Origin of the sequence: Paenibacillus sp. YIM B09110 (assembly GCF_037167145.1) — a bacterium.
Taxonomy (GTDB): Bacteria; Bacillota; Bacilli; order Paenibacillales; family Paenibacillaceae; genus Pristimantibacillus.
This window is the reverse complement of the sequence record NZ_JBANSP010000003.1, coordinates 131,413-153,905: the sequence shown is the minus strand read 5'-3', so window position 1 is coordinate 153,905 and position 22,493 is coordinate 131,413. Positions and strand designations below refer to the sequence as shown.

Here is a 22,493-nt window from a genome sequence, read left to right as displayed (position 1 = left end):
ACTTACGTCCTCCCTTTCCCGTATTGCCTTTGATAGATTTCAGCACTAAAATATAAGTATTGCAGGCCGCGCGCCAAGGAGGACAATTTGATTGGAAGCCTTTAACGAGAAGGTAGCTTATGAGAACCCATTGCTATCGATACGCGTATTCCGCTCCATCCGCAATGAAGAGGGGCTAACGAATTGGCATTATCATAAGCAGTTGGAGCTGCTGCTCGTACTCAGCGGCGAGCTTGACGTCTACGTCGAGGAAGAGCACTTCCACATCGCTGCCGGCGATGTCGTTCTTATCGGCGCTTCAGAGCTCCACCGCGACCGCAGCATCGGCGTTCTCGACTATATCGTGCTTCAATTCGATTTGGAGCAATTTTACGATCAGAGCACGATTCCTTATATGCGTTATTTTTCCGAGACACAGATGCCGTTAAGCAAAGCGAACTATATTTTCCATCTCAATCATAGCATTAAGCAGCAGACCGCCTCATTAACGAAAGAGATTCTTGAAGAGGCGACCCGCAAGGATACCGGCTATGAGCTTGCCGTGAGCATACTCATTAAGCAGATTCTATTGCTGCTGCTGCGCGGCGACAGCCGTAAGGTGCTTACGCTGCAAGAGGATTTCGACCGAACACGGCTGCGCCCGGTGCTTGATTATATCGAGATGCACTTGACCGACCGCATTCAGGTTGAAGAGGTGTGCAAGATCGCCAATATGAGCTATTACTACTTCGTAAAATATTTCAAAAAAACGATCGGCCTCTCGTTCACCGAATATGTCAATTATCGCAAAGTCAAATGGGCCGAGCGCATCCTGCTTACGAAGGATCTCAGCATCTCCGAGGTCGGCGAGCGAATCGGCATGCCCAACATGGCCCACTTCTACAAAATGTTCAAGAAATACAACGACTGCTCGCCGAAGCAATTCCAGCGCAAGATGCTCGTATGGAATAAGCAATAGGCGAACCCCTCGCATCATCTCGGCAGACAAAAAAAGCTCGTCCACCCTATACTTTGGGGGAGGCGAGCTTTTTGGGCATTACGAGCTTGTAGCCGACGCCGCGGATCGATTCGATCTGAACCGATTGCTGGCCGAGCTCCAGCTTCTTGCGCAGGGAGCTGACATGAACGTCAACCGTGCGTTGTCCGCCAATGTAATCGAAGCCCCATACGACATTCATGAGATCATCGCGCGTAATAACCATTCCGGGACGCTGCACGAGGTACAGCAGCACTTCGAATTCCTTCGGCCTAAGCGGAATCGACTCCGCATTCAGCACGACTTCGTACTTATCGGGATAGATGGACAGATCGCCAGCCGTTATTACCTTCTCCGACGTCTCCAGCGGCTTCACATCGCCCTCCTGCGTGCGGCGAAGGACGGCGGATACGCGGGCCAACAGCTCGGCAACGCCGAACGGCTTCGTAATATAATCGTCCGCGCCGTGCTTCAACCCTTGCACGACCTCTTCCTCTGCATTGCGCGCCGTCAATATAATGACCGGGGTTCTGACGCCGTTCTGGCGCAGTCGGTTCAGAATTTCGAAGCCGTTCAAGCCCGGCAGCATAATATCTAGAATAACAAGGTCGAAGCTTCGCTGCAAAGCCGTCTGCAGACCTTCTCCGCCGTGATCAATGACCGTTGTTTCATAGCCTTCCTGCGTCAGGTTGTACGACAACAATCGCGCTAGTGTCGGTTCGTCTTCAATTACGAGCACTTTATGCGGCATACTTACCTCCAACTTCGCAAACGGAAAATCCGTCCGCATAGTATCGAATTCTCCTATAGTTTATCACGGTTTCATAAAGAATAGGTAAATGTTTTTGTCATCGTCGCGCTAACATGCTCCAGTTCCTAGTGCAGAACAGGCAATTCAATATCAAATGTCGTCCCGACGCCAACGGTACTCTCCACCGTAATCGTCCCTTTATGCAGCTCAACGAGATGTTTCACGATAGACAAACCAAGCCCCGTGCCGCCTGAACTGCGTGAGCGGGCCTTATCAACGCGGTAGAAGCGCTCGAAAATGCGCGGAAGATCTTTCTTCGGAATGCCGATGCCAGAATCGCTAATTTGGAAATGAATATGCTCTTCGCCGCGGGCATGTACTTTAATCGATACGCGGCCGCCCTCCGGCGTGTAGTTGATGCCGTTCGCGAGCACATTCATCATAATTTGCCGCAGCCGATCCTCGTCCGCTTCCATGTAGAGGCCTGGCTCGATCTGCATATGGAGCTTAATATTTTTGCGCGCCGCTTCCGATTCAAGCAGCGTTACCGTCTTCGAGACAAAGGAATCGAGCTCGATCGGCGAGAAAATAAGCGGCACTCGGCGCGACTCAATCTTGGACAATTCAAGGATGTCGCCGATTAACCGATTCAACCGATCGCTCTCGTCAAAAATAATTTGCAGGAACGATCTCGCCGTCTCCTCGTCCTTCACGACACCGCCAAGCAGCGTCTCCGCGAACCCCTTCACCGCTGCGATCGGCGTCTTCAGCTCATGAGATACATTCGCTACGAATTCGCTTCTCATCCGCTCTAGCCTGCGGATCGCCGATACGTCCTGCAGCACGAGCAGGACGCCGGTGAACACGTCCACCTCCCGGTGAATCGGGACGACGTTCAGCTCCAGCAGCCGCTCCTCAGGGAAGTAGAACGTAATCTCCTCGCGAAGATGCTCCCTCGTATCGAGTCCCTCTTGAATCATTTGCGCCAGTTCATACTGCTGCTTCGCTTCCGCGAAGTGACGGCCGACAAGCTCGCGCGCGGAGAAGCCAAGAACTTCCTCTGCGCGGCGGTTCATAAGCAGAATACGCCCTGTTTGATCGATCATAACGATACCGTTAATCATATTGTTCAATACGCTCTCGAGCTGTCCCTCATTCTCTCGAATGCGCGTCATTTGCTCATTCAGACTGTCTGCCATCGCATTAATGGCATAGCCAAGCTCGCCTATCTCATCCTGCTTCGTTACTTTGACGCGTGCGGCGTAGTCCATATTTTTGATCCGCTTGGCTACCTTCGTAATTTGCTCCAGCGGTCTCGTCAAGCTGAGCGCTAAGCGATAGCTGATCAGCGCTACAATAAGGAACAGCACGAGCAAGCCCATGATGAGCACCGCCGTCATCCTGTGGATGCTCTCATCGACCTGCTGCAGGCTCATTGCCAGCCGAATAATATAAGGCTCCTCACCGGGAATAACCGACACCGGTATCGCGACATAGATCATATTTTGACCGATCGTTTCGCTCTCCCGGATCGACCTTCCCGTGCCAGACTCCAGCGCCTCTCTTACTTCCGTCCGGTCTAGATGGTTGTCCATCTTCTCCGGCTCGGTATCCGAATCGCCAAGCACAGCGCCGTCGCTCCGTATGAAAGTGACCCTAGCGTCCGTATAACTCTTCAATTCCTTCGCTTCTCTATTATAGAAGACGTACAGCTCTTCGAGGCTGCCGGACCTCCAATCCATCTTCGAGGATATGATGCGCATCTCGCGAATCATATTTTCCTCCAGCGCTTGGATGTGGTTATCCTTGAACGTCTTCGCCATAAATACGCCTGCCGAGCTGACGGATATAGCAACCATAATGATCATAATAAGCGTAAGCCGATTGCGAAAGCTGTTCATCTCTTTCTCTCTCCTTCATCTTCGTGCCTGCACCTATCGTACCTGCGATGGCTTAGGTTTGCCAGCCGTCTTATTGTTAAGTTTTTGTAAAACGTAATGGTGAACGGTCGCGAGCGGCTGCTGAATCAAGATCGACAGCACGACCGGCACTGCCGTCAAAGGACTGAAATAACCAAGCGCCAGCACGATGCCGAGCGAGATATTGCGCATGCCGGTTGCGTACGACACCGTAACTTGCTGCTCGCGGTTGCGGAGCTTCGCCGTTCCGATGAAGCCGAGCGCATAACAAGCTCCTACCAGCAGCACGGTGAGCGGTATGAGCGTTGCCATATCCTCCTTGAGCTTGTCCATATGAGGCGCGATGGCCGAAGAATTCAACGCAACGACCCCTACGAAGCAAAGCTTGGACATCGGTGCGGTATACGGCATGACGATGCCCTGGATGCGCCCTTTGCTGAACTGATTAAGCGCGACCCCGATTATAGTAGGCAGAACGATTAAGATGAAGAGATCGGCGATAAGCGGTCCTGCTTCGATCTCTACCGCTGTATTGAAGAACAAATGGATGCCCGCCGGAACAACAAGCGGACTTAGGGCCGAATCAAGCACGACCATCGCCAGCATAAGCGGCACGCTGCCGCCCGACAGCCCTACCCATAGCACCGTTGAGACGCCAAGCGGTATGATGGTGAATAATACGAGCCCGATGACGTACGGCGAATCCGCTCCGTATAGGAGCGTCCCTGCTCCATATGCGAGCAGGGGCGATACAATGTGAGCGATAACGAACGTAAGCGCCATTATCCCCGGCCGCTTCGCGACCTCGCGCAGTTGAGTCAAACCGCAGCCGATAGCCATCGTCAGCGTCACATAAGCGAACATATACGGCACAGCCTTGATTAACGGCTGCAGGCTAGACGAGAAAATGAAGCCGAGAATAAGCGATCCCGGTATGATAACGAACATCCATTTTTCAAAAATCCGATTGAAAGCAAGTCCTAGCTCTCTCGTAAGTCATCCCACTCCTTAATGGTTTGCGCAGCATACACGCTTGTTGAGCATATCCCAGTTATATCTATTCGGTTCAGATGATAAGCATTATAATAGCATAGTCGGGCATGTTGCAGCCCGTATAGATGCGCCGCTGCAATGAGGCGCTGCAAAGGAAGTGTTGATATGAAAAACGGTAAATTCACGAACACAATTATCCGCATGCAATACGTTCCGCGATGGAGCGAATACGCGCCGAGATTCGAGGACAACGCGGCAAGTCACAGCTTCAGATGCGCTGCGTTATCGATCGTTATCGCCACAGCCGAAGAGCATCTATACAGCAACCCCATCGACAAGCTGAAGCTGCTCGGACGCTGCCTATGGGGCGATCTCAAAAACACGGGCACAGGCTCCATTAAATACGTTACGAAAAAAGAAACGCTCGTCATAAACCATATCCGCTCCTTCGAGAAGGAGCTCAGCAAGGAAATCGTCTCCTATTTGTCCAAATCGCTGCAGCCCGCTGCGGCCGACTTTATCGTGGACGCGCAGGACGACTCGTTTGTCGGACAATTGGTCGAGGCCATCGATACGTTCGACGCGATGCTTTTCTGCCACCGCGAGGCGAAGTACGGCTCGAACCCGTTTTTCCAAGCTAAGTACGAGGAGCTGCGCCAGCTGCTGGCAGGCTCTAAGCAGCCATCGATCGTATGGCTGCTCGCCGAATACGAAAAGCAGGAAGGCGTTGCCGCCTTCCTCGGCTATATCGTCGATCTCGATACGGTGAAGCGGTGGAACGGCAGCTATAACCTCGTGCCGGATAATGATGCGACACATTCCTTCCGGGTCGCTTCGCTTGCCTTGTTCAACGGCCTGCTCGAACGGGATCGATTCGGCCAAGCCGAGTTCGACCTGTATGAACTGGTCGCAAAGGCAGTTCTGCACGATCTGCCGGAGGTGCTGTCCGGCGATGTCGTGACGAACTTTAAGCATAACAATGAAGAGATCAAGCTCGCCTTCGAGCAATATGAGAAGGAAACGGCCGCGACTATCGTTGAATTGCTGCCTGCTGAATTCCGCAGCGAGATGACCAGCTACATCGTCGACAGCAAATCAGATGATTACGCAGGCGAAATGGTCGACATCGCCGATAAGCTCGACGCGTTAATCAAGGCCGGTCTGGAAATGCGCAACAATCCGCATTATGCGGAGACGTACTATCAGCAGTTGATCAAAATTCAGCATCGGTACGAGAACCCTTGCGTCATCTTTTTCCTCGCTTATATTTTGCATGACTTAACGTATTCGAATCTCATTGGTCAACAATGATTCTCGGCACAGCTTACTAGCTGTCCAGAAGCACCGAGCCGGTAAACGACAGATCGTAGCCTTGTATAGACCGCAGCTCTTCTTGATAAGAGGGCGAAGCAACGATCGATTGAACGAGCTCGATCCATGCTTTATTTTGGGGCGTTCGCAGCATGACAAGGTCGCAGCGCTCCATCGCAAGCGGTATGAACCCGCTACGCCTAAGTGATTCGATTCCTCATCCTCATACCCTCTCGCACTGTTGCGTGATAGACCATGCAGCCTCAGCTGCTCATCGAGCAGTACCCTAGCTCCCGAACATCCTGTCCTTTGTATAGGTCATTTCGCGTTGATTACTAAACCAAAGTATATCGCAATCATGGATTTCTAGCATCATATTGCGTCCATTCCTAATTATTTATTTCTATTTATATTTTGAAATAAAAAAACACTAATTTATACTCAAACACATGTTAACATAGATAATAAAACTTCGGAGCATCCTGCACACTGCAGCAGCAAATCGAGCAAGGCGCTCCCGCAAGCTTATTCCTATCTGCTGGTACGAAGCAAATGATTGCCTTAGTCGACAAGCAGCTTATCGAAGATGCTCAGCAAGTAAATGTAATCGCGAATGAACTCGTAGCCGCCGCACCAACAGATTCAGAACAAGCGCTCGGCACGATGGAGGATTTGTCCGGGCATAACCGATATCCCCATCCCATCAGCCAATCTCCAAGTTGCGTCACCATTGGTCCTTCCACCACACACCGCTTCCTGACAGCTGCCATTCATCCTTCACACACCTTTGCTTAATTAAATGGAAAAACTCCCGTTATATTCACGTCCAAGACCAAAACCTCGCTGCTTAACTGGAAAAACTCCTGTTACTTCCGCCGATTCAGCCCTACGCAGCCATTTCGAGTAAATATAACAGGATAATTTCCCGTTAATGGTTTCTGCAACTTGTCCAATGTACATTCGGCTTCATACTGCCTGACCCGATGGGATAGTGAGCAAAAGGAAAAAAGATAGTTTCATACGAGCCTTTATAAAAAGTCAAATAACTAGTAAAAAACGGCTGCCTCACGAAGCATATAGCTTCGTGAGGCAGCCGTTTCCATATTATTGCGCCAATGAGCTAGCGCTCCAGCCGAACGGGTAGGTGCTAGAAATGTCGAGGGGCAGCTTGCCTTGCGGCTTAAGCTCACCGACGAGCGCTTTCGCCGCAGCGGCTAGTGCCAGCGGTCGGCATTCGTAGACTGCGATGTACGCAAGCACGTCCGGATAGAGCAGCAGATCAAGCGGGTTGCGGACGGATACCGCAACTGTGCGGTCGCCGGCAAGCTTCACAACCTCGCGCGAAATGTCCCGTTCCAGCGGATGCTTAGAGGCGTCATAGGTAACGACGACGATTTGCTCGAATGTATCGAGCTCTGCCAGCGCATGACGATCGCTCAATCTCCGTTCTACTTGATTCGAATGAAACTGACCAAGGAAGTCGCCAAGCGTACCTTGACCTGACAGCATCTCGTCGGCTACCGATACCGGCACGATGTCCGGCCACAGGACAAGCGTTCTCGCCGTTCGGCTAAGCGGGAGCAAGCCACCTTCGTTCTTAACGAGCGTCACGGATGCTTCGCTCCAACGCGCGGCTACTGCTTGATTGTCCTCTGTGGCAATCTCCTTCCGGGCATCTTCCCATGGAAGCAATGGCTCATCGAGCGCCAGCTTTTCCTTCAAAGCCATGACGCGGCCTACTGCCTCGTCAATCCGATCCATCGCAAGCTCACCGCTTTCAACCGCGCTTGCGACAGCTTCCAGCGCAGCCAGTTGCTTCTCGTACGTATGGCTTACGAGCACCATATCCGCTCCAGCCCGCAATGCCTGTACAGCGCCCGGTCCCGGACCGTAAAACTCGTCGATTGCGCTCATCTCGAGGCAATCGGTCACGACGATGCCGTCGTAGCCAAGCTCCTCGCGCAGCAGCCCGGTCAACACAGGCTGCGATAGCGTCGACGGCACGCCGCTCGGATCAAGCGCCGGCAAGCATACATGCGCCGTCATAATACAATCCGTTCCGGCTTCGATCGCCGCTCGGAACGGTTTAAGCTCGATCGCGTCGAGACGCGCTCGATCATGCGGCAATACCGGCAGCGCATGATGCGAGTCCACCGACGTATCGCCATGCCCTGGGAAATGTTTCACCGTCGCGGCAATACGCGCCTCCTGGTAGCCTTGAACCGCCGCAGCGCCCAGCTCGGCAACGACGTCCGAGCGATCGCTGTACGAACGAACATTAATAACCGGATTGTCCGGGTTATTGTTAACGTCAATGCACGGCGCATAGTTCATCGTAACGCCGAGCTTGCGAAGCTCCTCGCCGCATACTCGCGCCGTCTCGCGAGCGCCTGCAGCAATGCTGGCAGCACCTAAAGCCATGTTGCCCGGCATAAGCGTAACGCCCTCTACCAGCCTTGCAACCATGCCGCCTTCTTGATCAATAGCGACGAATACAGGCGGCCTGCCCGCATCGCTCGCGATGCGCTGCAGATTGCCGCTCAGCTCATGCACTTGCTGGGCATTCACGACATTACGGGAGAAGTAGATCGTTCCTCCTATCCCATATTCGCGAATTAGATCTTGAATCTGCTCCGTCGGCTCCGTCCCATGAAAGCCGAATACGAACAACTGGCCGATCTTCTCCTTAAGACTCCATTGCTTCCAATCGCGCTTAATAGACACCGTTTCCCCATCCTCTCTCCTTATAACGAATCCGTACCCTGCTCCCCATCTTGATGCTTGCTTCTATAATCCGTCGGATTCTCGCCCGTATATTTCATGAATACTTTCGTAAAATACCGCCGTTCCGCGTATCCTACCTCTTTCGCAATCTGAGCGACGCTCTTCTGCGTATCGGCGAGCATGGCTTTCGCCCGCTCCATCCGTTGCCTCGTTACATATTCGATGAACGTCTCGCCGAACGTCTGCTTGAACAGCAAGCTGAAGTACGACGTGCTTAAGCCCACATGCGTCGCCGCTTCCTCCACGCTAAGATCGCGGTATAGATTTCGATCCAAGAACGATCTCGCCTCGGCCATCGAACGCTCCGACTGCTTCTTCTTATCCATTGATTTCTCGGATACCGTGCTTGTCACTTGCCTAATGACCGACAACAAATCCTTAATGCCGAATCTTCGGTCCAACCTGCGCCACAGCATATCCTCCTGCTCGCGGGTAAACACGCCCATCTCCTTCATCTCCCGCATCAGATGCAGGACGAAGAAATGGAGCAGCGGCTTCACCCGGCCGAGACTCGGCTCATTCATCTGTTGGAGCAGCAGCGTCACGCTCTGCAATTCGAAATCAACGGTGATCGAATCGCCGCGCTTCACCGCGCCGATGATTTTCTCCGCCGTATCCCAGAACGCTTGATCCGCCTTCGACGATCTCATCTGCTCGGATGGATAGACCGCAATGACATCGTGCACGGGTGTAAGCTGCATGCCTTGCTGTACAACCTTATAAGCACTGGACAAGTCGGCTACAGAGGCGAATTCTCGGAATATGCCGGCGAACAGGCTCAGCTTCACATGACCGCTTACGGTTATGAGCAGCATCTCCGTCCATTCTTTGATTTGAGCCAAATTGTATGGAATATCTTTGTCCACCTCAATCAGCACGCACCACTCGCCATCGCGAATTTGTATGACCGCATGGTGAAGCGACTGCTGATGCAGCTTCTCCCGAAGCACGTTGCACACCGCGAAGTTCCACAGCTTGCGTTCCTTATCGGACCAGTCGCGCCAATCCTTCGTTTTCTCCGAGCTGACGTCCAGATCCAATACAATGAGGACGAACTGTTGCTCCTTAAGCTGCTGCTCATCGCCTGTAAGCAGCCAATTGTCTGCCGTTACATCGGTATAATCCATGATGATGTCGTACAATATTTTTTCGCTAGCAAGGTCGATCATTCTGCCAAGCTTCTGCTTCTCTTCGAGCTTCTGCTTCTGCTTGTTCCGCTGGTTCGCCATAATGCGGGCAATAACGCCCGTCAGCTCATCGTATGGAATCGGCTTCAGCATATAATCATTGACGCCATATTGAATGGCGGTGCGTGTGTACGTGAAATCTTGGTATCCCGACAGCATAATGATATCGCAAGCTATTTCTTTCTCGCGAATATGGCGGACAAGCTCAAGACCGTCCATAACCGGCATACGAATATCGCATAGCAGCAAATCAATCGGCCCTTGCTCCATCAGCTCCAGCGCCTCGACGCCGTTTTTGGCAACGCCGGCTACGGTCAAGCCAAGCATTTCCCAGGGAATAACCTTTTCCAAGTTTCGTGTAATATGTGCTTCGTCGTCGACTAAGAGTACTTTACCGCTCATTGCTGTTCACCTCTGCTCTTTGGAATGACGCAGCGGATAACGGTACCATATCCCTCGCCGCTGCAAATCCATAAACCGAAGTTCGGTCCGTAATGGATACGCAGCCGGTCCGCTACGTTTCTTAGACCAAGTCCTCTTCTCTCGCCAAGCTCCGCCGCATTCTGACCTTTGCTGGTCGGACCCCAGCCCTGTGCCAGCTTCTGCAATACGTTTTCGCTCATCCCGACTCCGTTGTCGCGGATGAACAACACGATTTGGTGAAGTTCAACAAATACCTCGATCGTGATAATCCCTTCTCCGTCGCCATATCCTTCAAGTCCATGCTGTATGCTGTTCTCGACCAGGGGCTGGAGCGTCAGCTTCAAAATCGAATAATCGAGCGCCTCTTCCGGAACGTTCATCTCGTAGGCGAACAGCTCCTCAAAGCGGTATTTCTGAATTTCCAAATAGCTGCGCACATGCTCGATTTCTTGCGCGATCGTAATTTCCTCGGAATGATGCATGCTCGTCCGCAGCAGGTTGCTCAGTCGGCGAACCATGAGCATAATCTTCTTGCCTTCGTTCTGCGCGGCGAGCGCGTTAATGGACTCCAACGTGTTGAACAGGAAGTGAGGCTTGATCTGCGCCTGCATGAGCATCATCTCCGCATGCTGCTTGCGCTGCTGCTCTCTGCGGACCTCGCTCAGCAAACTGCCGATTCGCTCGACCATACTATTGAAACTATTTGCGAGCAGCACCGTCTCGTCCTTGCCTTGGGCGGTAATACGAATATCTAATAGTCCTTGCTCTACAAGACGCATTTTGCGAACGACCTTGATAATCGACCTTGCCACGCGATTAACGAAGAAGACGTTGAACAATATCGCCGAAATAACGCCAAGCGCCGTAATCATGCCGATCCACTGCACGAATCGCACATTCTCGTTCGTCAGCGAGTTCCACGACTTAATCGAAACGAGAATCCACCCGCTCCGATCAAGCTGATAGGACGAGACAAGCGCGTCAATCGTATCGAAGGTCTCGCGCGAGCTCTCGTAATTGACCGTATTTTGCAGCTTAAGCGCCGTGTATTCGTTAATTTTGTTGCCCTGCGCTTCTCCCATGCTGTCCAGCATAATGAGTCCGCTATTATTAATAATCATATAACGCGTTTCCGGTACATTGCTGTCGGGATTCTGGAACGCTTTGAGCATGCTCATCACTTCTTCGGTCTTGTACTGCGTAATCATGACGCCCAGATCGTTGAACGTCTCGATATCCTTTACGACGCGAAGCTGAGTAAACAAGGGCGGATCAACGCCCGTCAGCTCTCGCTGCTCGTAAGGTCCGATCCATAGCGGACGTCCCCCTAGCGCTATCACCTCGTCATAGATCGAATGCAGCTTAAACATATCGAAGGTAATCGGCTTGAACGTCGTCGGATCGTTGCGATAGGAGCGGAACATCGTGCCGTCCTTCGCGTAAAGCACGACGAAGCTGACCGCCGGATGCTGGAACAGAATCCGGTTCATCTCCTTCTCCGCCTGATTAATCGCGATGAGCGTACTTGGATCGATTGCCGTATAAGTGCTGTACTTAAGCGTATCCTGAACCTCGGAGCTTGTCAGATTGCCGTCTGACAGTTGATCGAGTTCCCGGAAGAAATAACGGATGTTGCCTCCTACCGCCTTGAGCGAAATTTCCGTCTGCTCGCTATATTTTTCCTCAAGCAGCGTTTCCGAATTCAGAAACGAGAAGATGCCGAGGCCAATCATCGGGATGACGATCAGAGCTATGAATGCGAGCATAAGCTTCGGTCTCAAGTTCATCTAGGGAGCCTCCTGGTCAGTAACTAGCATAAACAGCAGATGCCGTCCATGGACGGCAAGCTGCTTCTGATTGTAAAGCGATTCTATTAACCTTTGACGCTGCCCGCGGTCATTCCTTCTATGATCTGACGTTGCAGGAACACATAGACGATAAGAACAGGAATGATACTTATAATTACGGCAGCCGAAAGGGAAGCAAAGTTCGTTCGATAACCGTCGTTAAAGGTCGCCATGCCTGTCGGCAGCGTTCGGAGCGATTCGGAAGTGATGAACAATTGGGATAAAATATACTCGTTCCAGTTGCCGATGAAGTTTAATATAAACACCGTAACTAGCGCCGGCACAGAAATCGGAACAATAATTCGGAAAAACAGCCCCGATGCGCCTAATCCGTCCATAATGCCTGCCTCTTCGAGCTCGCTTGGAATCGAGAGCATGAAGGCGTAAATAATGAAGACGGTAATCGGCAACGCATATGTGGAGTATACCAAAATTAGCGACAAATGCGTATCATAAAGCTTGTGTCCGAACAGCTCAATCCCTTGAATCAAGCGGTACAGCGGGATGAACAAGGCGCCAGCCGGAACGAGCAGACCGAGCAGGATGAATTGATACACGATTTTATTCATCTTCTCGTATTTCATCCGGGAAATGGCGAATGAAGTCATCGCAGCAAATAGCAGCGTTAGTAAACATGCGGCAACGGTTACGTACACGCTATTCAGCGCATACTTGCCGATATTGGCCGTACCCCATGCGGCTACATAGTTGTCGAAGTTGAACGAAGTCGGGAAAGACCATGTATTTTCCGTAATTTGTCGATTCGTTTTGAAGGAAGACATGAACAGCCATAATAACGGGAAGAGCAGTGCGACGACATAGACGAATAGGAAGCTGTGCATCCACCATTGTGAGTTTTTCATACGTGCTGTCATTAGTACTGCACCTCCTCGCTCTTCGTTAACCGTTGCAGAATGCCGGTCAGAACCAAAATAATGATGAACATCGCAACGCCGATCGCGCTGCCGTAACCTAGCTCCATCGAACGGAAGCCTACCTTAAGCATGTATGTCGCCATAACCTCGGTCGATTGGAACGGTCCGCCGTTCGTCATGATTTGGACAATGTCCAGCACCTTCATTGTTCCGGATACCGAGAGCAGCAGCATAACGAACAGCACCGGCTTCACGAGCGGAAGCGTAATGCTCCACGTTTCTTGCCAGCCGTTAACGCCGTCAATCTTCGATGCTTCAACGATTTCCTTCGGAATGTTCAAGATCGCCGCAAGACATAATACGATGAAGAAACCGACGTTCTGCCAAGCATTGGCAATCAAGATGGAGAGCAGCGCGAGCTTCGGATCGGACAACCATTCGCGCGCCCAGCTTTCAGGAGCAACGAGGCGAATGAACTGATTGATCAGACCGGAATCGTAATTGTATAGAACGCCGAACAGAATCGCTACAGTAGCTGTCGATATAACAACCGGCACGAACACGGCCGATTTGTAGAAGTCACGCATCCGTCTAACTTTGCTGATGATGATCGAGATCAGGAAGACGAGCGGAATATTCACGATTAAGGAAAATACCATGAAGTAGAAATTGTTCAGTAACGCTTTTCTAAATACTTCATCATCCCAAAGCCTTGCGAAGTTGTCGAAACCTATAAATACTTTCTCGGTAATGCCATCCCACCGGAAGAAACCGTAAATGAAAGAAACGATAACCGGATAACAGAAAAATATGGCGTACAAGACGAGCGTTGGAATAATGAACGCGATATAGGTGATCGGGTTTTTGAGCGCTTTGTTCATAGCTTCCCTCTCCTTAACAGTTTTGCGAATACGATTCACTTGTAAGCGATACCGTGCCTGAGAGTGAAAGAGGGTGTCCTCCTGCAAGGAAGGACACCCTCTCGCCAATCAGGATCGATTGTCATGTGTCGCTATTGTCAATTACTGAGCTGCATTCGCTTTCTCTTGGGAAGCTTGAATTTTCTCAGCTACTTTTTCAGGCGTGCTTACTTTGCCGATCAGCTCTTGGATACCAACGTTGATGTCAGCGCCGACTGCCGGTTGAACGATAGCGTCATAAGCTTTCCACGAGCTCGAAGCGTTAGCCATTACCGTCAAGATTTCAGTCGTAAGCGGGTCTACGCCGGACAGGTCGCTCAGCTTCATGGAAGGAAGCAATTTGTCTTCGACAAGCGTACGTTTTTGCACTTCTTCGGTGTAGAAGTTAGCGATAAATTTCTTAACGGCTCCAATTTGATCTTCTTTCAGGTTAGCCGAGAAGCCGAAGCCGTTCGAGTACGATGCGTTGATCGACGTTTGGTCGCCTGCGCCGCCTTCGATGGACGGGAATGCGAAGTAGCCGATTTGACCTTTCAACTCGCCAGCTTCGTCGCCGGAGAAACGGTTTGCGTCCCATGTTCCCGTGAATACCATTGCCGCTTTGCCGGAAAGCAACTGTGCGCCTTGATCTGCGTATGCAAGTCCGAGTGCGCCTTTCGTGAAGAAGTCTTTGTTAACAAGTTCAGCGTAGGATGTTAGACCTTTAACGAAGTTTTCGTCTGTCCACTTTGCTTCGCCCGATACGACTTTGCTGAATGCGTCGATGCCTACGTTACGTTCCATAACCGTGTTCCACATCATGCCGTTAACCCAGCCGTCTTTGGCAGCAAGACCAAATGGCGTGTAGCCTGCCGCTTTGATTTTGTCGGAAATTTCAAGCAATTGCGCCCAAGTTGTGGGGATTTCCAAACCTAGCTCGGAGAAAATTTTCTTATTGTAGAAGATCGCTTCGCTGTAGCCGCCGAAAGGAAGGCCGTATACTTTGCCGTCAATCGTGAACTCATCCAAGCTTGCGAACTTGTCTTTAATTCCAAGCTCTTCGATGATCGGTGTCAGGTCAAGCATGCGGTTTGCTTTCACGTACAGGTTAAGGTCAGCTCCGCCGAATACTTCGAAGATGTCCGGAGGGTTGCCTGCAGCCATCTCGGCTTTCAGCTTCTGATCGCGGTTAACGATCTCGTCGATGCCTTCAAGCTTGAACGTCAAGCCTTTGTTCTCATCTTGTGTTTTTGCAACGACATCTTCTAGGATTTTCAAGCGTGTTTTGCTTGTCTCTTTAATTTGTGTGTGACGAAGGGACAACGTTACGTCTTTCGCTTCCGCTTCCGGCGCTTTCGTCTCTACCGGTGCGTTTGTTGCGTCCGTGCCTTCATTAGCCGGCTTGTTGTTGCCGCCGTTGTTGTTGCCTCCGCAAGCGGATGCGACCAACATAATGGATACCAATGCAACAGCGATACTCGTAAAGCTTCTTTTCATTTGATAGACCTCCTCGTTTATGGTGTTGCTTGTTTGCCTCGCACCCTCATTATAGGATGCCATTGCCTATCGCTAGGAGGTCCAAAAAACAATAAGTTAGGGATACAATTCTACTTTTTTGGCGGGGAGGGATAAAATCTTATAGCCCGCCGGGTTACTTTTCCCGACAGGCTATGTGAATTTATCTTACGTATTAGTGACGCATATCCTCTGTTATTTGCTTGACTACTTCGTAAAACCGTCTCCACTCGCTGCTCTCACTATGCAATCCGCCAATTTCTTTGGATTTCGACGGATCCTGATGTGAGTTTTCCTTCGAAGAGGGAGCGTTTTCTTTCCTCAGTCTCTCCAGTCTTTGCTTAAACAGTGCATTATCGTCCGACATTTATATCCCTCACCCCTTCAGCCAGCTCTTGCGGAGGGCAAAAATCTCTTTCAAGTCATCGGTAGACATTTCCGTAATCCATTGCTCCGACTGTCCGACGACTTGCTCGCTAAGCGATTGCTTGCTCTCGATCATTTCGTCGATCTTCTCCTCCAGCGTGCCAAGCGTAACGAACTTATGCACCTGTACCTGCTTTGTCTGCCCGATTCGGAACGCTCGGTCCGTGGCCTGATTCTCGACCGCCGGATTCCACCAGCGATCGAAGTGAAACACATGGTTGGCCGCTGTCAGGTTAAGCCCGGTCCCGCCGGCCTTAAGCGATAATACGAAGGCGCAGCACGGATCATCTTGATTTTGGAACCGTTCAATCATTTCATCGCGCTTCGCCTTCGGCACGCCGCCGTGCAAATACGGTACCGGCATCCCAAGACGCTCTTCAAGCAGCTTCTGAAGCTGCTCGCCCATATCAACATATTGGGTGAAGATGAGGCAACGCTCGCCTTCAGCGGCGATCTCCTCGCACATCTCCAGCAGCCGAACCACTTTATTCGAGCGCTCAGGTTCCCATTGCAGCTTGCGTTCATCAGCATTAAGAAGCGAGGGATGGTCGCACAGCTGCTTGAACTTCGTGAGCGCGGACAAGATAAGCCCGCGGCGCTGCATCGGCCCCAGCTTATCGAGCTTATCCAACAGATCGGCAACCAGATTCTCGTATATGACGCCTTGCTCTGCTGTCAGCGTCATATACGTCTTCGCCTCATTCTTCTCCGGCAGCGACAGCTGAATGGAAGGGTCCTTCTTAATTCTGCGCAGCATGAACGGCTTCACCCAGCGCTGCAGCCCTGCAATCATCGCCTCGTCGCGCGTCTTCTCGATCGGGGCAACTACGGCGGTGCGGAATTCATTCAAGCTGCCTAAGTACCCTGGATTAATGAAATCATAGATCGACCATAATTCCGTAAGTCGATTCTCCATCGGCGTGCCGGTAAGAGCGATTCGGTGCAAGGCATTGAACCTGCGTATCGCGCTCGATTGTTTCGTATATACGTTCTTTATATTTTGGGCTTCATCCAAGCACAATACATCCCATTCAACGAGACTTAGCACTTCTTCATCTAATTGAGCAAGCGAATACGAGGTTATAACAATATCCGCTTGATCCGCTGCCTCTCTGAACGCTTCACCCTTGTCGCGCTTCGCGCCGTAATGCAGCATCACCTTCAGCGACGGGGCGAACTTCTCAAGCTCTTTCTCCCAGTTGCCGATGACGGAGGTCGGACAGATGAGCAGCGACGGACCTCTGAATCCGCCCTGCTTCTCCTTAATAACCATCATATAAGCCATGAACTGAATCGTCTTGCCGAGACCCATATCATCGGCCAACACGCCGCCAAGTCCGAATCTGCGCAAGAACAGCAGCCATGACACGCCTTCCAGCTGATAAGGACGAAGCTCTCCGAGAAATTGAGGAGGCAACTCGGCTAGCGGAATCTGCGATGCTTGTTGCAACTGGGCAAGCCATGTCGTCAAATGCTCGTTCAGCTCAACCTCGGCGCGAAGCTCTGATTCATACACACTGTCGTCTTCCAGCGGCGTTCCTCCGCGCAGGTGCATCTCCAGCACGTCACGGAACGATAATCCGCTGCGCTTGCCCATCTTATTCAGCCACTGCTTTATTTGGTCAACATCCTGCGGGTCAAGATGCACCCATTCGCCGCCTACTTGGAAGAGTCTGCGATTCTGCTCGGCAAGATGAAGAAATTCCGCCTCTGACAGATCGACATTGCCAAGCGCCAGCTTCCAATCGAATTGAACGATCTGATTCAGACCGAACATCGGCTGGGCAGCCGACCCGACCGACGATTTCATCTTCGCCTTCAGACGCAACTTGCGCGAACGCACCGCTTCCCACCAGCTCGGAAGCAGTACGGGACAGCCAGCCTCCAGCAGTTGAACGCTTGCCCCCTCGAGAAACATCCACGCTTCATTATCCGTCAGCTCTGCGCGAATCACGCCTTCTGCCGCCGTATCTTCCCACTCCGGCAGCGCATCAATCCACTTCGCTTGCTCCTTCGCAAGCTTCGCCTCTATAAGCGGCAGCCACGCTTCTTCGATCGCGCGGCCATCTGCCGTGTCTGCTTCCCAGCCGGTATAACCGTCATGGCGAATCGGCAGCCACGGCCCGCCTTCCCGGCTTTGAAGCGCCGGGCGCAGACGCCAGCCGCTCGTCTCTTGAGGCTCGACGAGCTGCAACGCTACGCGGAACGGCAGCGTATCCTTGCTCAGTCCAATAGCAATGAGCCAATCTTCCTCATCCGACGATTTGCGTCTTAGCACGCCTTCACCCGATAACAGGCCGATCTCTCGCCATGCTTTTGCAGCTAGCTCATTCTCCTCGACCATCTGCTCGACGGCATAACCGAGCCACCTATCGACACCTTTATCTCCGGCATCTGCCGCCTCCTGCAAGGACTGCTCCCACATGAGCAACTTCTGCTCTTCTTGACTCGGAATAGCCATCCGCCAGCTGCGATGATGCTCGGTCCATGTCGCCCAATCAGGCATGAACCAACCGTTCAATAGCGCTTCTCTTATTTGCTCCGCGATTCGCATGAGAAGCGTTAGCCTCGGCGTCCATTCGAGCTGCAGCAGCCTTACCGCCTGAGGAGCGGATAAATAATCGACCGCTATTAGCGGCTTAAGCTGCAGCAGCGTCCTGCCGCCAGCGCTGATCTCTTCAACCTCCGTACCGTACCATGAAGCCTTATGCCATGCGAACAAGAGCGAGCGCAGCCGATTGTCTGCCGCATCCTTCCGGCCTTCTGCGACCAGCATAATCGCGGACTCTTCCGCGTTCTCGTTCCAAAATCCGTCAACCACAAGTTTGCGAACGCTGCTTTGTACTCTCATGTTACGATTTTCCCTTTCCACAATTCCTCCTGGAATGCGCGCAAACGCTGATATTTCGAAGTTAAGCCTTTAATATAGTTATCCCAGCGAGCATCCTCCTGCTCGGATTTGTACAGACGTTCCAGCTTCTTGAGCTGCTTCACCGCCATCTTGTACCCTTGCCGATTACGAGACTGAATGCTTGCGTCAATCGATTGATGGTATAGCGGCAGGAGCACCTGCGGCGCGGATTTGGCTACTTCTCGCAACGCCTGAACACCAACATCCTCAAGCCTCGCTCCGGTTAGCAGCTGGAGATCGGCCCATTCCTCATAACGCTGCTGCCCCAGCCAATGCTCCGATAATTCTAGAAAGGAAAATGGCAACAGCTCCGTCATATAGGTGGACCATTGCGGCAGGTCGGGACGATCCTGATCCGCTCTCCGGCACAACGTCACGAAGACGCCTACCGTTCTGCCGTTGCGATTCGGATAGATACGCTCATACAGGAAGCTCATCCAGAGCTCTACAAGCTCCCACTTCTCCTCCTCCATCCGTTGTGCCGCGCAAGGATAAATAACCCTTTGTGCCTTATCGAAGCTAGCCTTGGCGAAATGCTCCATCGACTTGTCATCCCGTTTATCGAAGAAATACATCATGGCAATTGCAATTTGCACGAAAGCCGACGACTCCTCCTTCTCCGCTTCCAGCATCAACGCAAGCTCACGCTCGAACCATTCTCTATTGCTCGACAGCTTCTCGCTCAGTGACAAATAAATATATTCCCATTCAAACAGTTGGCGTTCTACGTTTGAAGCCCGCGCTTTAATGACCGCAATGAGCAGATCTGCCCACTGCGTCTCCGCATTATCCATAGCCGCGGGCTCAAGCTCGCCAATAAGCGTATATAAATGCTCAACCCAAGGCTCAGCCATTCGAATAAACGACATTTCATGGTAATACCGGCTGAACGAATCGACGGTCGTAATGGCCATCTCGGCCTGCTCAAGCACGAATATAACCGCAGTTGCCCAGTGAAGGCGTTGCCGCGGCTTCTCCCAATCCTTTGATAACCCTTTAAGCGATTGAAGCACAGGCTGCAGGGCATGAAGCGAATGCCGGCATTTGCGCCATGTCTCGCCTTGCGATTGCTCCATCCAAGCCAGCCACTCCGCCCCGCTTGCGAGCTCGGACGGATGTGTCATGCTCCCCGCTTCTGCAGGTACAGCAGCTTGTTCCCGACTGCCTATCGATACTTCGCTAGCAGACGTAAGTCCGAGCATTCGAAAGTAGGTTCTCTCCGCTGTCTTATGACCATCTGGCAGCTCGCTGCATGCTTGGAATAAGACAGCAGCCATATGCTTGCAGTAATGATCCTCCGGACAAGTGCATGAGCTGTAAGCAAAGTGGCTTGCATCCATGACGACCGAATAAAGATCGCTGCCTTGCACAATCCCATACAACGTATCGTATTCGCTTGCTCGAGTATTTTGAACGCGGCCGTCTACATAATATTGCCAACCCCGTTTTAATACGGATGCATCTATATGATCGCGCAGCTCTTGTTCCAGCGCAGTGTGCAGCTTTTCACTAAGAGGCATAAATGACATTCACCCGCTTCCTTTCCGTTCCATTGCATTCTTACTATTATACCACATGACGCCAAGTCAATTGCCTCTCTAAGTTCCCAATCCTTCATTCTTGAAACAAAAATAAGCCAATCCGACGAATCACACTCGTCGGATTGGCTTATTAGCGGCGTTAAATAGGAATAATAACCGAAAACGTAATCCAATCATTAGGTTCGGCAGTTATTTTCACCGAGCCCTTATATTTGTCGGTAATCGACTTCACGATGGACAGTCCAAGACCTTGATGTTCATCCTGCTTCGTCGAATATCCAGCCTCCATCAGCGGCTTCGTTATGACTCTCGGCGCATCTGCGCAAACATTGCTGATCGTCAGCTCCAACCCGGAAGCAGTCTGATTGCCGATTAAATTGACGACTCGCTGCTCATCCGGGTACTTGAGCACTTCGTCGAAGGCATTATCGATAAGATTGCCGAGTATACGATTCACATCCAGCGTCTTAGCTCCCATCTCCTGCATATTCAAGCCGCTGAATGAGCATGCGAACTGAATTTTGCTGCTCTCTGCCTGCGAGATCTTCGAGCGGATGAGCGCCGCAATAGCCGGGTTGCCGATATTAATAATATCGTTCATTAAGCGAATTTCGCCGGTTAGCTCCTTCGTATAGGCAGCAAGTTCCTTCGTCTTGCTTAATTCGGCCAGAGAGTGGATCGTCTGTACATGATTAAGGAAATCATGCCTTTGGGCACGAATCGAATGGAACATTTGGTTAATCTCATCAATATAGGTTTCCTGCGTAACACGAACCGCCTTATCGCGAGACTGTCTGAAATAATGCATGGCTACGAAGGCAACGAGCAGACTAAAGCCCGTAAGAATGATAATAATAAGACCAAGATTAAGAAACTGCTTGTCGAGCTGCCTCTGAACAACATTGTAGTCGGACACGAGACTTAACACATAGCTGTTCATCGGAACGCCGTTCTCATCCGTAATGCTCATCCCATTATCCGTTACATCAACGGGGATGAACATTTTGAATACATGCTTGCCGTTTATATTTTCTTTCAACGTTACCATTTGCTTCGACATATACGCTTGTCTTACGAGCTCAATATCCTTCTTTGACTTAAACGTATAATTGCCGTAGAAAATCGGTCGCTGTACTTGATGCTCCTGCACATCGCCATTCGGATGAATCGTTTGATGGCCGTCAGGGAACATTTCCGGATTAATAAAAGCAATTTCGAGCAAATCATCATTATGCTTGACCGAATTCTCGATCATTCGATCGACACCCGTCATCCTCTCGAATTCATCCAACAGCTCATAGCTGATATAGGGGTCAACGATGTAATTGGAAGCTCCGTCGAAATAATAGCCCCATTTATAAATTTTGCTGACGTCCGTGGATGATACTTCAAAGGGCCCGCTCCAGAAATTCGTGAGCGTCTGACCTAACCAATCAACCGTCACTTCCTTATTGTCGAAAAGCTGATTGAAAGCGGTGTACCAAGGATCCCATGATTTCGTGCTCTTGCCAAGCTGGGTTGGGTCGGATGACTTGTACAAAATAATGTCGTCGGGCTCTCGCTTGAGCAGAGTAATGTGGCTAAGGTCAAGCTTGTCTCTCAGCTCCATTAGCTGCTCGTTCGTCACTTTCTCAACATCCGGATCAAGTGCGTATTGCGTTGCGATCGAAGCAGTGCGCAGCTCCCGACCGATTTGATTTTGATAAAGCTCCGCGCCAAGCCTTGATTGCTCGAGGGATATCTCAAGCTGCTTCGCTAGTGTCAGCATTTCATGATTCAACGACTCTTCCAGCGTCTTCTTCGTCAAAAAATAATAGACCGTATTATTGATTAGAATAAGAATGACGATTATGCTAACCGCCATTAACCAAATGTTGCGCTGCATCCCCTGCATCTTGCCCTTCTGTATATTATAGCTCTCATTATGTCTCATGATCGCTTAATGGACAATCCAACTCTTTTTGACAATTGAATAATGGCAAAAACCATTACCATTTAGCCGTGTAAACTATCATTACAATACGGAACAATATTCCTAGCAACATAACAAAACGTGCAAATTTTATGAAATTTTAACCTGTTAAACGTGAATATGCGTATGTAATAGTTCTATCATACCATATAATTCATATTTT

Annotated in this window: 15 protein-coding genes and 1 pseudogene; 3 read left to right on the top strand and 13 right to left on the bottom strand. The window is 51.0% G+C overall.

Going from position 1 to position 22,493, the window contains the following annotated elements:
• Positions 1 to 91: 91 nt before the first annotated feature.
• The gene (locus tag V8F51_RS05335; RefSeq protein ID WP_337099043.1) at positions 92 to 958 is read left to right on the top strand and encodes a helix-turn-helix domain-containing protein; all 867 of its coding nucleotides are present in this window, start codon (positions 92 to 94) and stop codon (positions 956 to 958) included.
• A 46-nt stretch (positions 959 to 1,004) separates the two neighbouring features.
• Here V8F51_RS05335 and V8F51_RS05330 read toward each other — a convergent pair whose 3' ends face one another.
• From V8F51_RS05330 to V8F51_RS05320, 3 genes are all read right to left on the bottom strand, one after another.
• Positions 1,005 to 1,727, bottom strand: coding sequence for a response regulator transcription factor (locus V8F51_RS05330; protein ID WP_337099371.1), 723 nt, complete (start codon positions 1,725 to 1,727; stop codon positions 1,005 to 1,007).
• Positions 1,728 to 1,852: 125 nt separating this feature from the next.
• A complete protein-coding gene (pnpS, locus tag V8F51_RS05325) occupies positions 1,853 to 3,628 on the bottom strand; it encodes a two-component system histidine kinase PnpS (RefSeq protein ID WP_337099042.1) in 1,776 nt (591 codons plus the stop codon).
• Positions 3,629 to 3,661: 33 nt separating this feature from the next.
• Positions 3,662 to 4,594: a bile acid:sodium symporter family protein gene (locus V8F51_RS05320; RefSeq protein ID WP_337099040.1), complete on the bottom strand. Its 933-nt coding sequence runs from the start codon at positions 4,592 to 4,594 to the stop codon at positions 3,662 to 3,664.
• Positions 4,595 to 4,804: 210 nt separating this feature from the next.
• Between V8F51_RS05320 and V8F51_RS05315 the strand changes: the two genes are divergently transcribed.
• Positions 4,805 to 5,950 (top strand): YfbR-like 5'-deoxynucleotidase, encoded by a 1,146-nt coding sequence (locus V8F51_RS05315; RefSeq protein ID WP_337099039.1) that lies wholly within the window; start codon positions 4,805 to 4,807, stop codon positions 5,948 to 5,950.
• A 16-nt stretch (positions 5,951 to 5,966) separates the two neighbouring features.
• On the opposite strand, the gene V8F51_RS05310 is transcribed toward V8F51_RS05315, so the two are convergent.
• Positions 5,967 to 6,125 (bottom strand): hypothetical protein, encoded by a 159-nt coding sequence (locus tag V8F51_RS05310; protein WP_337099037.1) that lies wholly within the window; start codon positions 6,123 to 6,125, stop codon positions 5,967 to 5,969.
• A gap of 308 nt (positions 6,126 to 6,433) precedes the next feature.
• Between V8F51_RS05310 and V8F51_RS31530 the strand changes: the two are divergent.
• A pseudogene (locus V8F51_RS31530) lies at positions 6,434 to 6,745 on the top strand (substrate-binding domain-containing protein); the annotation flags it as partial.
• Positions 6,746 to 7,054: 309 nt separating this feature from the next.
• Here V8F51_RS31530 and V8F51_RS05300 read toward each other — a convergent pair.
• The 9 genes from V8F51_RS05300 to V8F51_RS05260 all read right to left on the bottom strand — a co-directional run bounded on the left by V8F51_RS05300 (position 7,055) and on the right by V8F51_RS05260 (position 22,291).
• The gene (locus tag V8F51_RS05300) at positions 7,055 to 8,674 is read right to left on the bottom strand and encodes a glycoside hydrolase family 3 protein (RefSeq protein WP_337099035.1); all 1,620 of its coding nucleotides are present in this window, start codon (positions 8,672 to 8,674) and stop codon (positions 7,055 to 7,057) included.
• A 20-nt stretch (positions 8,675 to 8,694) separates the two neighbouring features.
• Complete coding sequence (locus V8F51_RS05295; protein ID WP_337099034.1) at positions 8,695 to 10,323, bottom strand: response regulator transcription factor; 1,629 nt, start codon at positions 10,321 to 10,323, stop codon at positions 8,695 to 8,697.
• The gene (locus V8F51_RS05290; RefSeq protein ID WP_337099033.1) at positions 10,320 to 12,131 is read right to left on the bottom strand and encodes a cache domain-containing sensor histidine kinase; all 1,812 of its coding nucleotides are present in this window, start codon (positions 12,129 to 12,131) and stop codon (positions 10,320 to 10,322) included. Before V8F51_RS05290 ends, V8F51_RS05295 begins: the two co-directional genes overlap by 4 nt.
• Before the next feature lie 86 nt (positions 12,132 to 12,217).
• Positions 12,218 to 13,066: a carbohydrate ABC transporter permease gene (locus V8F51_RS05285; RefSeq protein ID WP_337099032.1), complete on the bottom strand. Its 849-nt coding sequence runs from the start codon at positions 13,064 to 13,066 to the stop codon at positions 12,218 to 12,220.
• Entirely contained in the window at positions 13,066 to 13,947 is an 882-nt protein-coding gene (locus V8F51_RS05280) for a carbohydrate ABC transporter permease (protein WP_337099031.1), read from the bottom strand. The genes V8F51_RS05285 and V8F51_RS05280 overlap by 1 nt, the downstream gene beginning before the upstream one ends.
• Positions 13,948 to 14,088: 141 nt before the next feature.
• Positions 14,089 to 15,462 carry an extracellular solute-binding protein gene (locus V8F51_RS05275; RefSeq protein WP_337099030.1) on the bottom strand — a complete coding sequence of 458 codons (1,374 nt, stop codon included), beginning with the start codon at positions 15,460 to 15,462 and terminating at the stop codon, positions 14,089 to 14,091.
• A 394-nt stretch (positions 15,463 to 15,856) separates the two neighbouring features.
• Positions 15,857 to 18,757: a DEAD/DEAH box helicase gene (locus V8F51_RS05270; RefSeq protein WP_337099029.1), complete on the bottom strand. Its 2,901-nt coding sequence runs from the start codon at positions 18,755 to 18,757 to the stop codon at positions 15,857 to 15,859.
• A complete protein-coding gene (locus V8F51_RS05265; RefSeq protein ID WP_337099028.1) occupies positions 18,754 to 20,346 on the bottom strand; it encodes an SWIM zinc finger family protein in 1,593 nt (530 codons plus the stop codon). The genes V8F51_RS05270 and V8F51_RS05265 overlap by 4 nt, the downstream gene beginning before the upstream one ends.
• Before the next feature lie 151 nt (positions 20,347 to 20,497).
• Complete coding sequence (locus V8F51_RS05260) at positions 20,498 to 22,291, bottom strand: sensor histidine kinase (protein ID WP_337099027.1); 1,794 nt, start codon at positions 22,289 to 22,291, stop codon at positions 20,498 to 20,500.
• Positions 22,292 to 22,493 lie beyond the last annotated feature (202 nt).

Bases quoted from the DNA above. Each gene is read 5' to 3' on its own strand.
- V8F51_RS05315 (WP_337099039.1), top strand. From the start codon at position 4,805: ATGAAAAACGGTAAATTCACGAACACAATTATCCGCATGCAATACGTT.
- V8F51_RS05285 (WP_337099032.1), bottom strand. From the start codon at position 13,066: ATGACAGCACGTATGAAAAACTCACAATGGTGGATGCACAGCTTCCTA.
- V8F51_RS05280 (WP_337099031.1), bottom strand. From the start codon at position 13,947: ATGAACAAAGCGCTCAAAAACCCGATCACCTATATCGCGTTCATTATT.
- V8F51_RS05275 (WP_337099030.1), bottom strand. From the start codon at position 15,462: ATGAAAAGAAGCTTTACGAGTATCGCTGTTGCATTGGTATCCATTATG.
- V8F51_RS05265 (WP_337099028.1), bottom strand. From the start codon at position 20,346: ATGTCATTTATGCCTCTTAGTGAAAAGCTGCACACTGCGCTGGAACAA.
- V8F51_RS05295 (WP_337099034.1), bottom strand. From the start codon at position 10,323: ATGAGCGGTAAAGTACTCTTAGTCGACGACGAAGCACATATTACACGA.
- pnpS (WP_337099042.1), bottom strand. From the start codon at position 3,628: ATGAACAGCTTTCGCAATCGGCTTACGCTTATTATGATCATTATGGTT.
- V8F51_RS05310 (WP_337099037.1), bottom strand. From the start codon at position 6,125: ATGGAGCGCTGCGACCTTGTCATGCTGCGAACGCCCCAAAATAAAGCA.
- V8F51_RS05290 (WP_337099033.1), bottom strand. From the start codon at position 12,131: ATGAACTTGAGACCGAAGCTTATGCTCGCATTCATAGCTCTGATCGTC.
- V8F51_RS05330 (WP_337099371.1), bottom strand. From the start codon at position 1,727: ATGCCGCATAAAGTGCTCGTAATTGAAGACGAACCGACACTAGCGCGA.
- V8F51_RS05260 (WP_337099027.1), bottom strand. From the start codon at position 22,291: ATGAGACATAATGAGAGCTATAATATACAGAAGGGCAAGATGCAGGGG.
- V8F51_RS05320 (WP_337099040.1), bottom strand. From the start codon at position 4,594: ATGTTCGTTATCATACCGGGATCGCTTATTCTCGGCTTCATTTTCTCG.
- V8F51_RS05270 (WP_337099029.1), bottom strand. From the start codon at position 18,757: ATGAGAGTACAAAGCAGCGTTCGCAAACTTGTGGTTGACGGATTTTGG.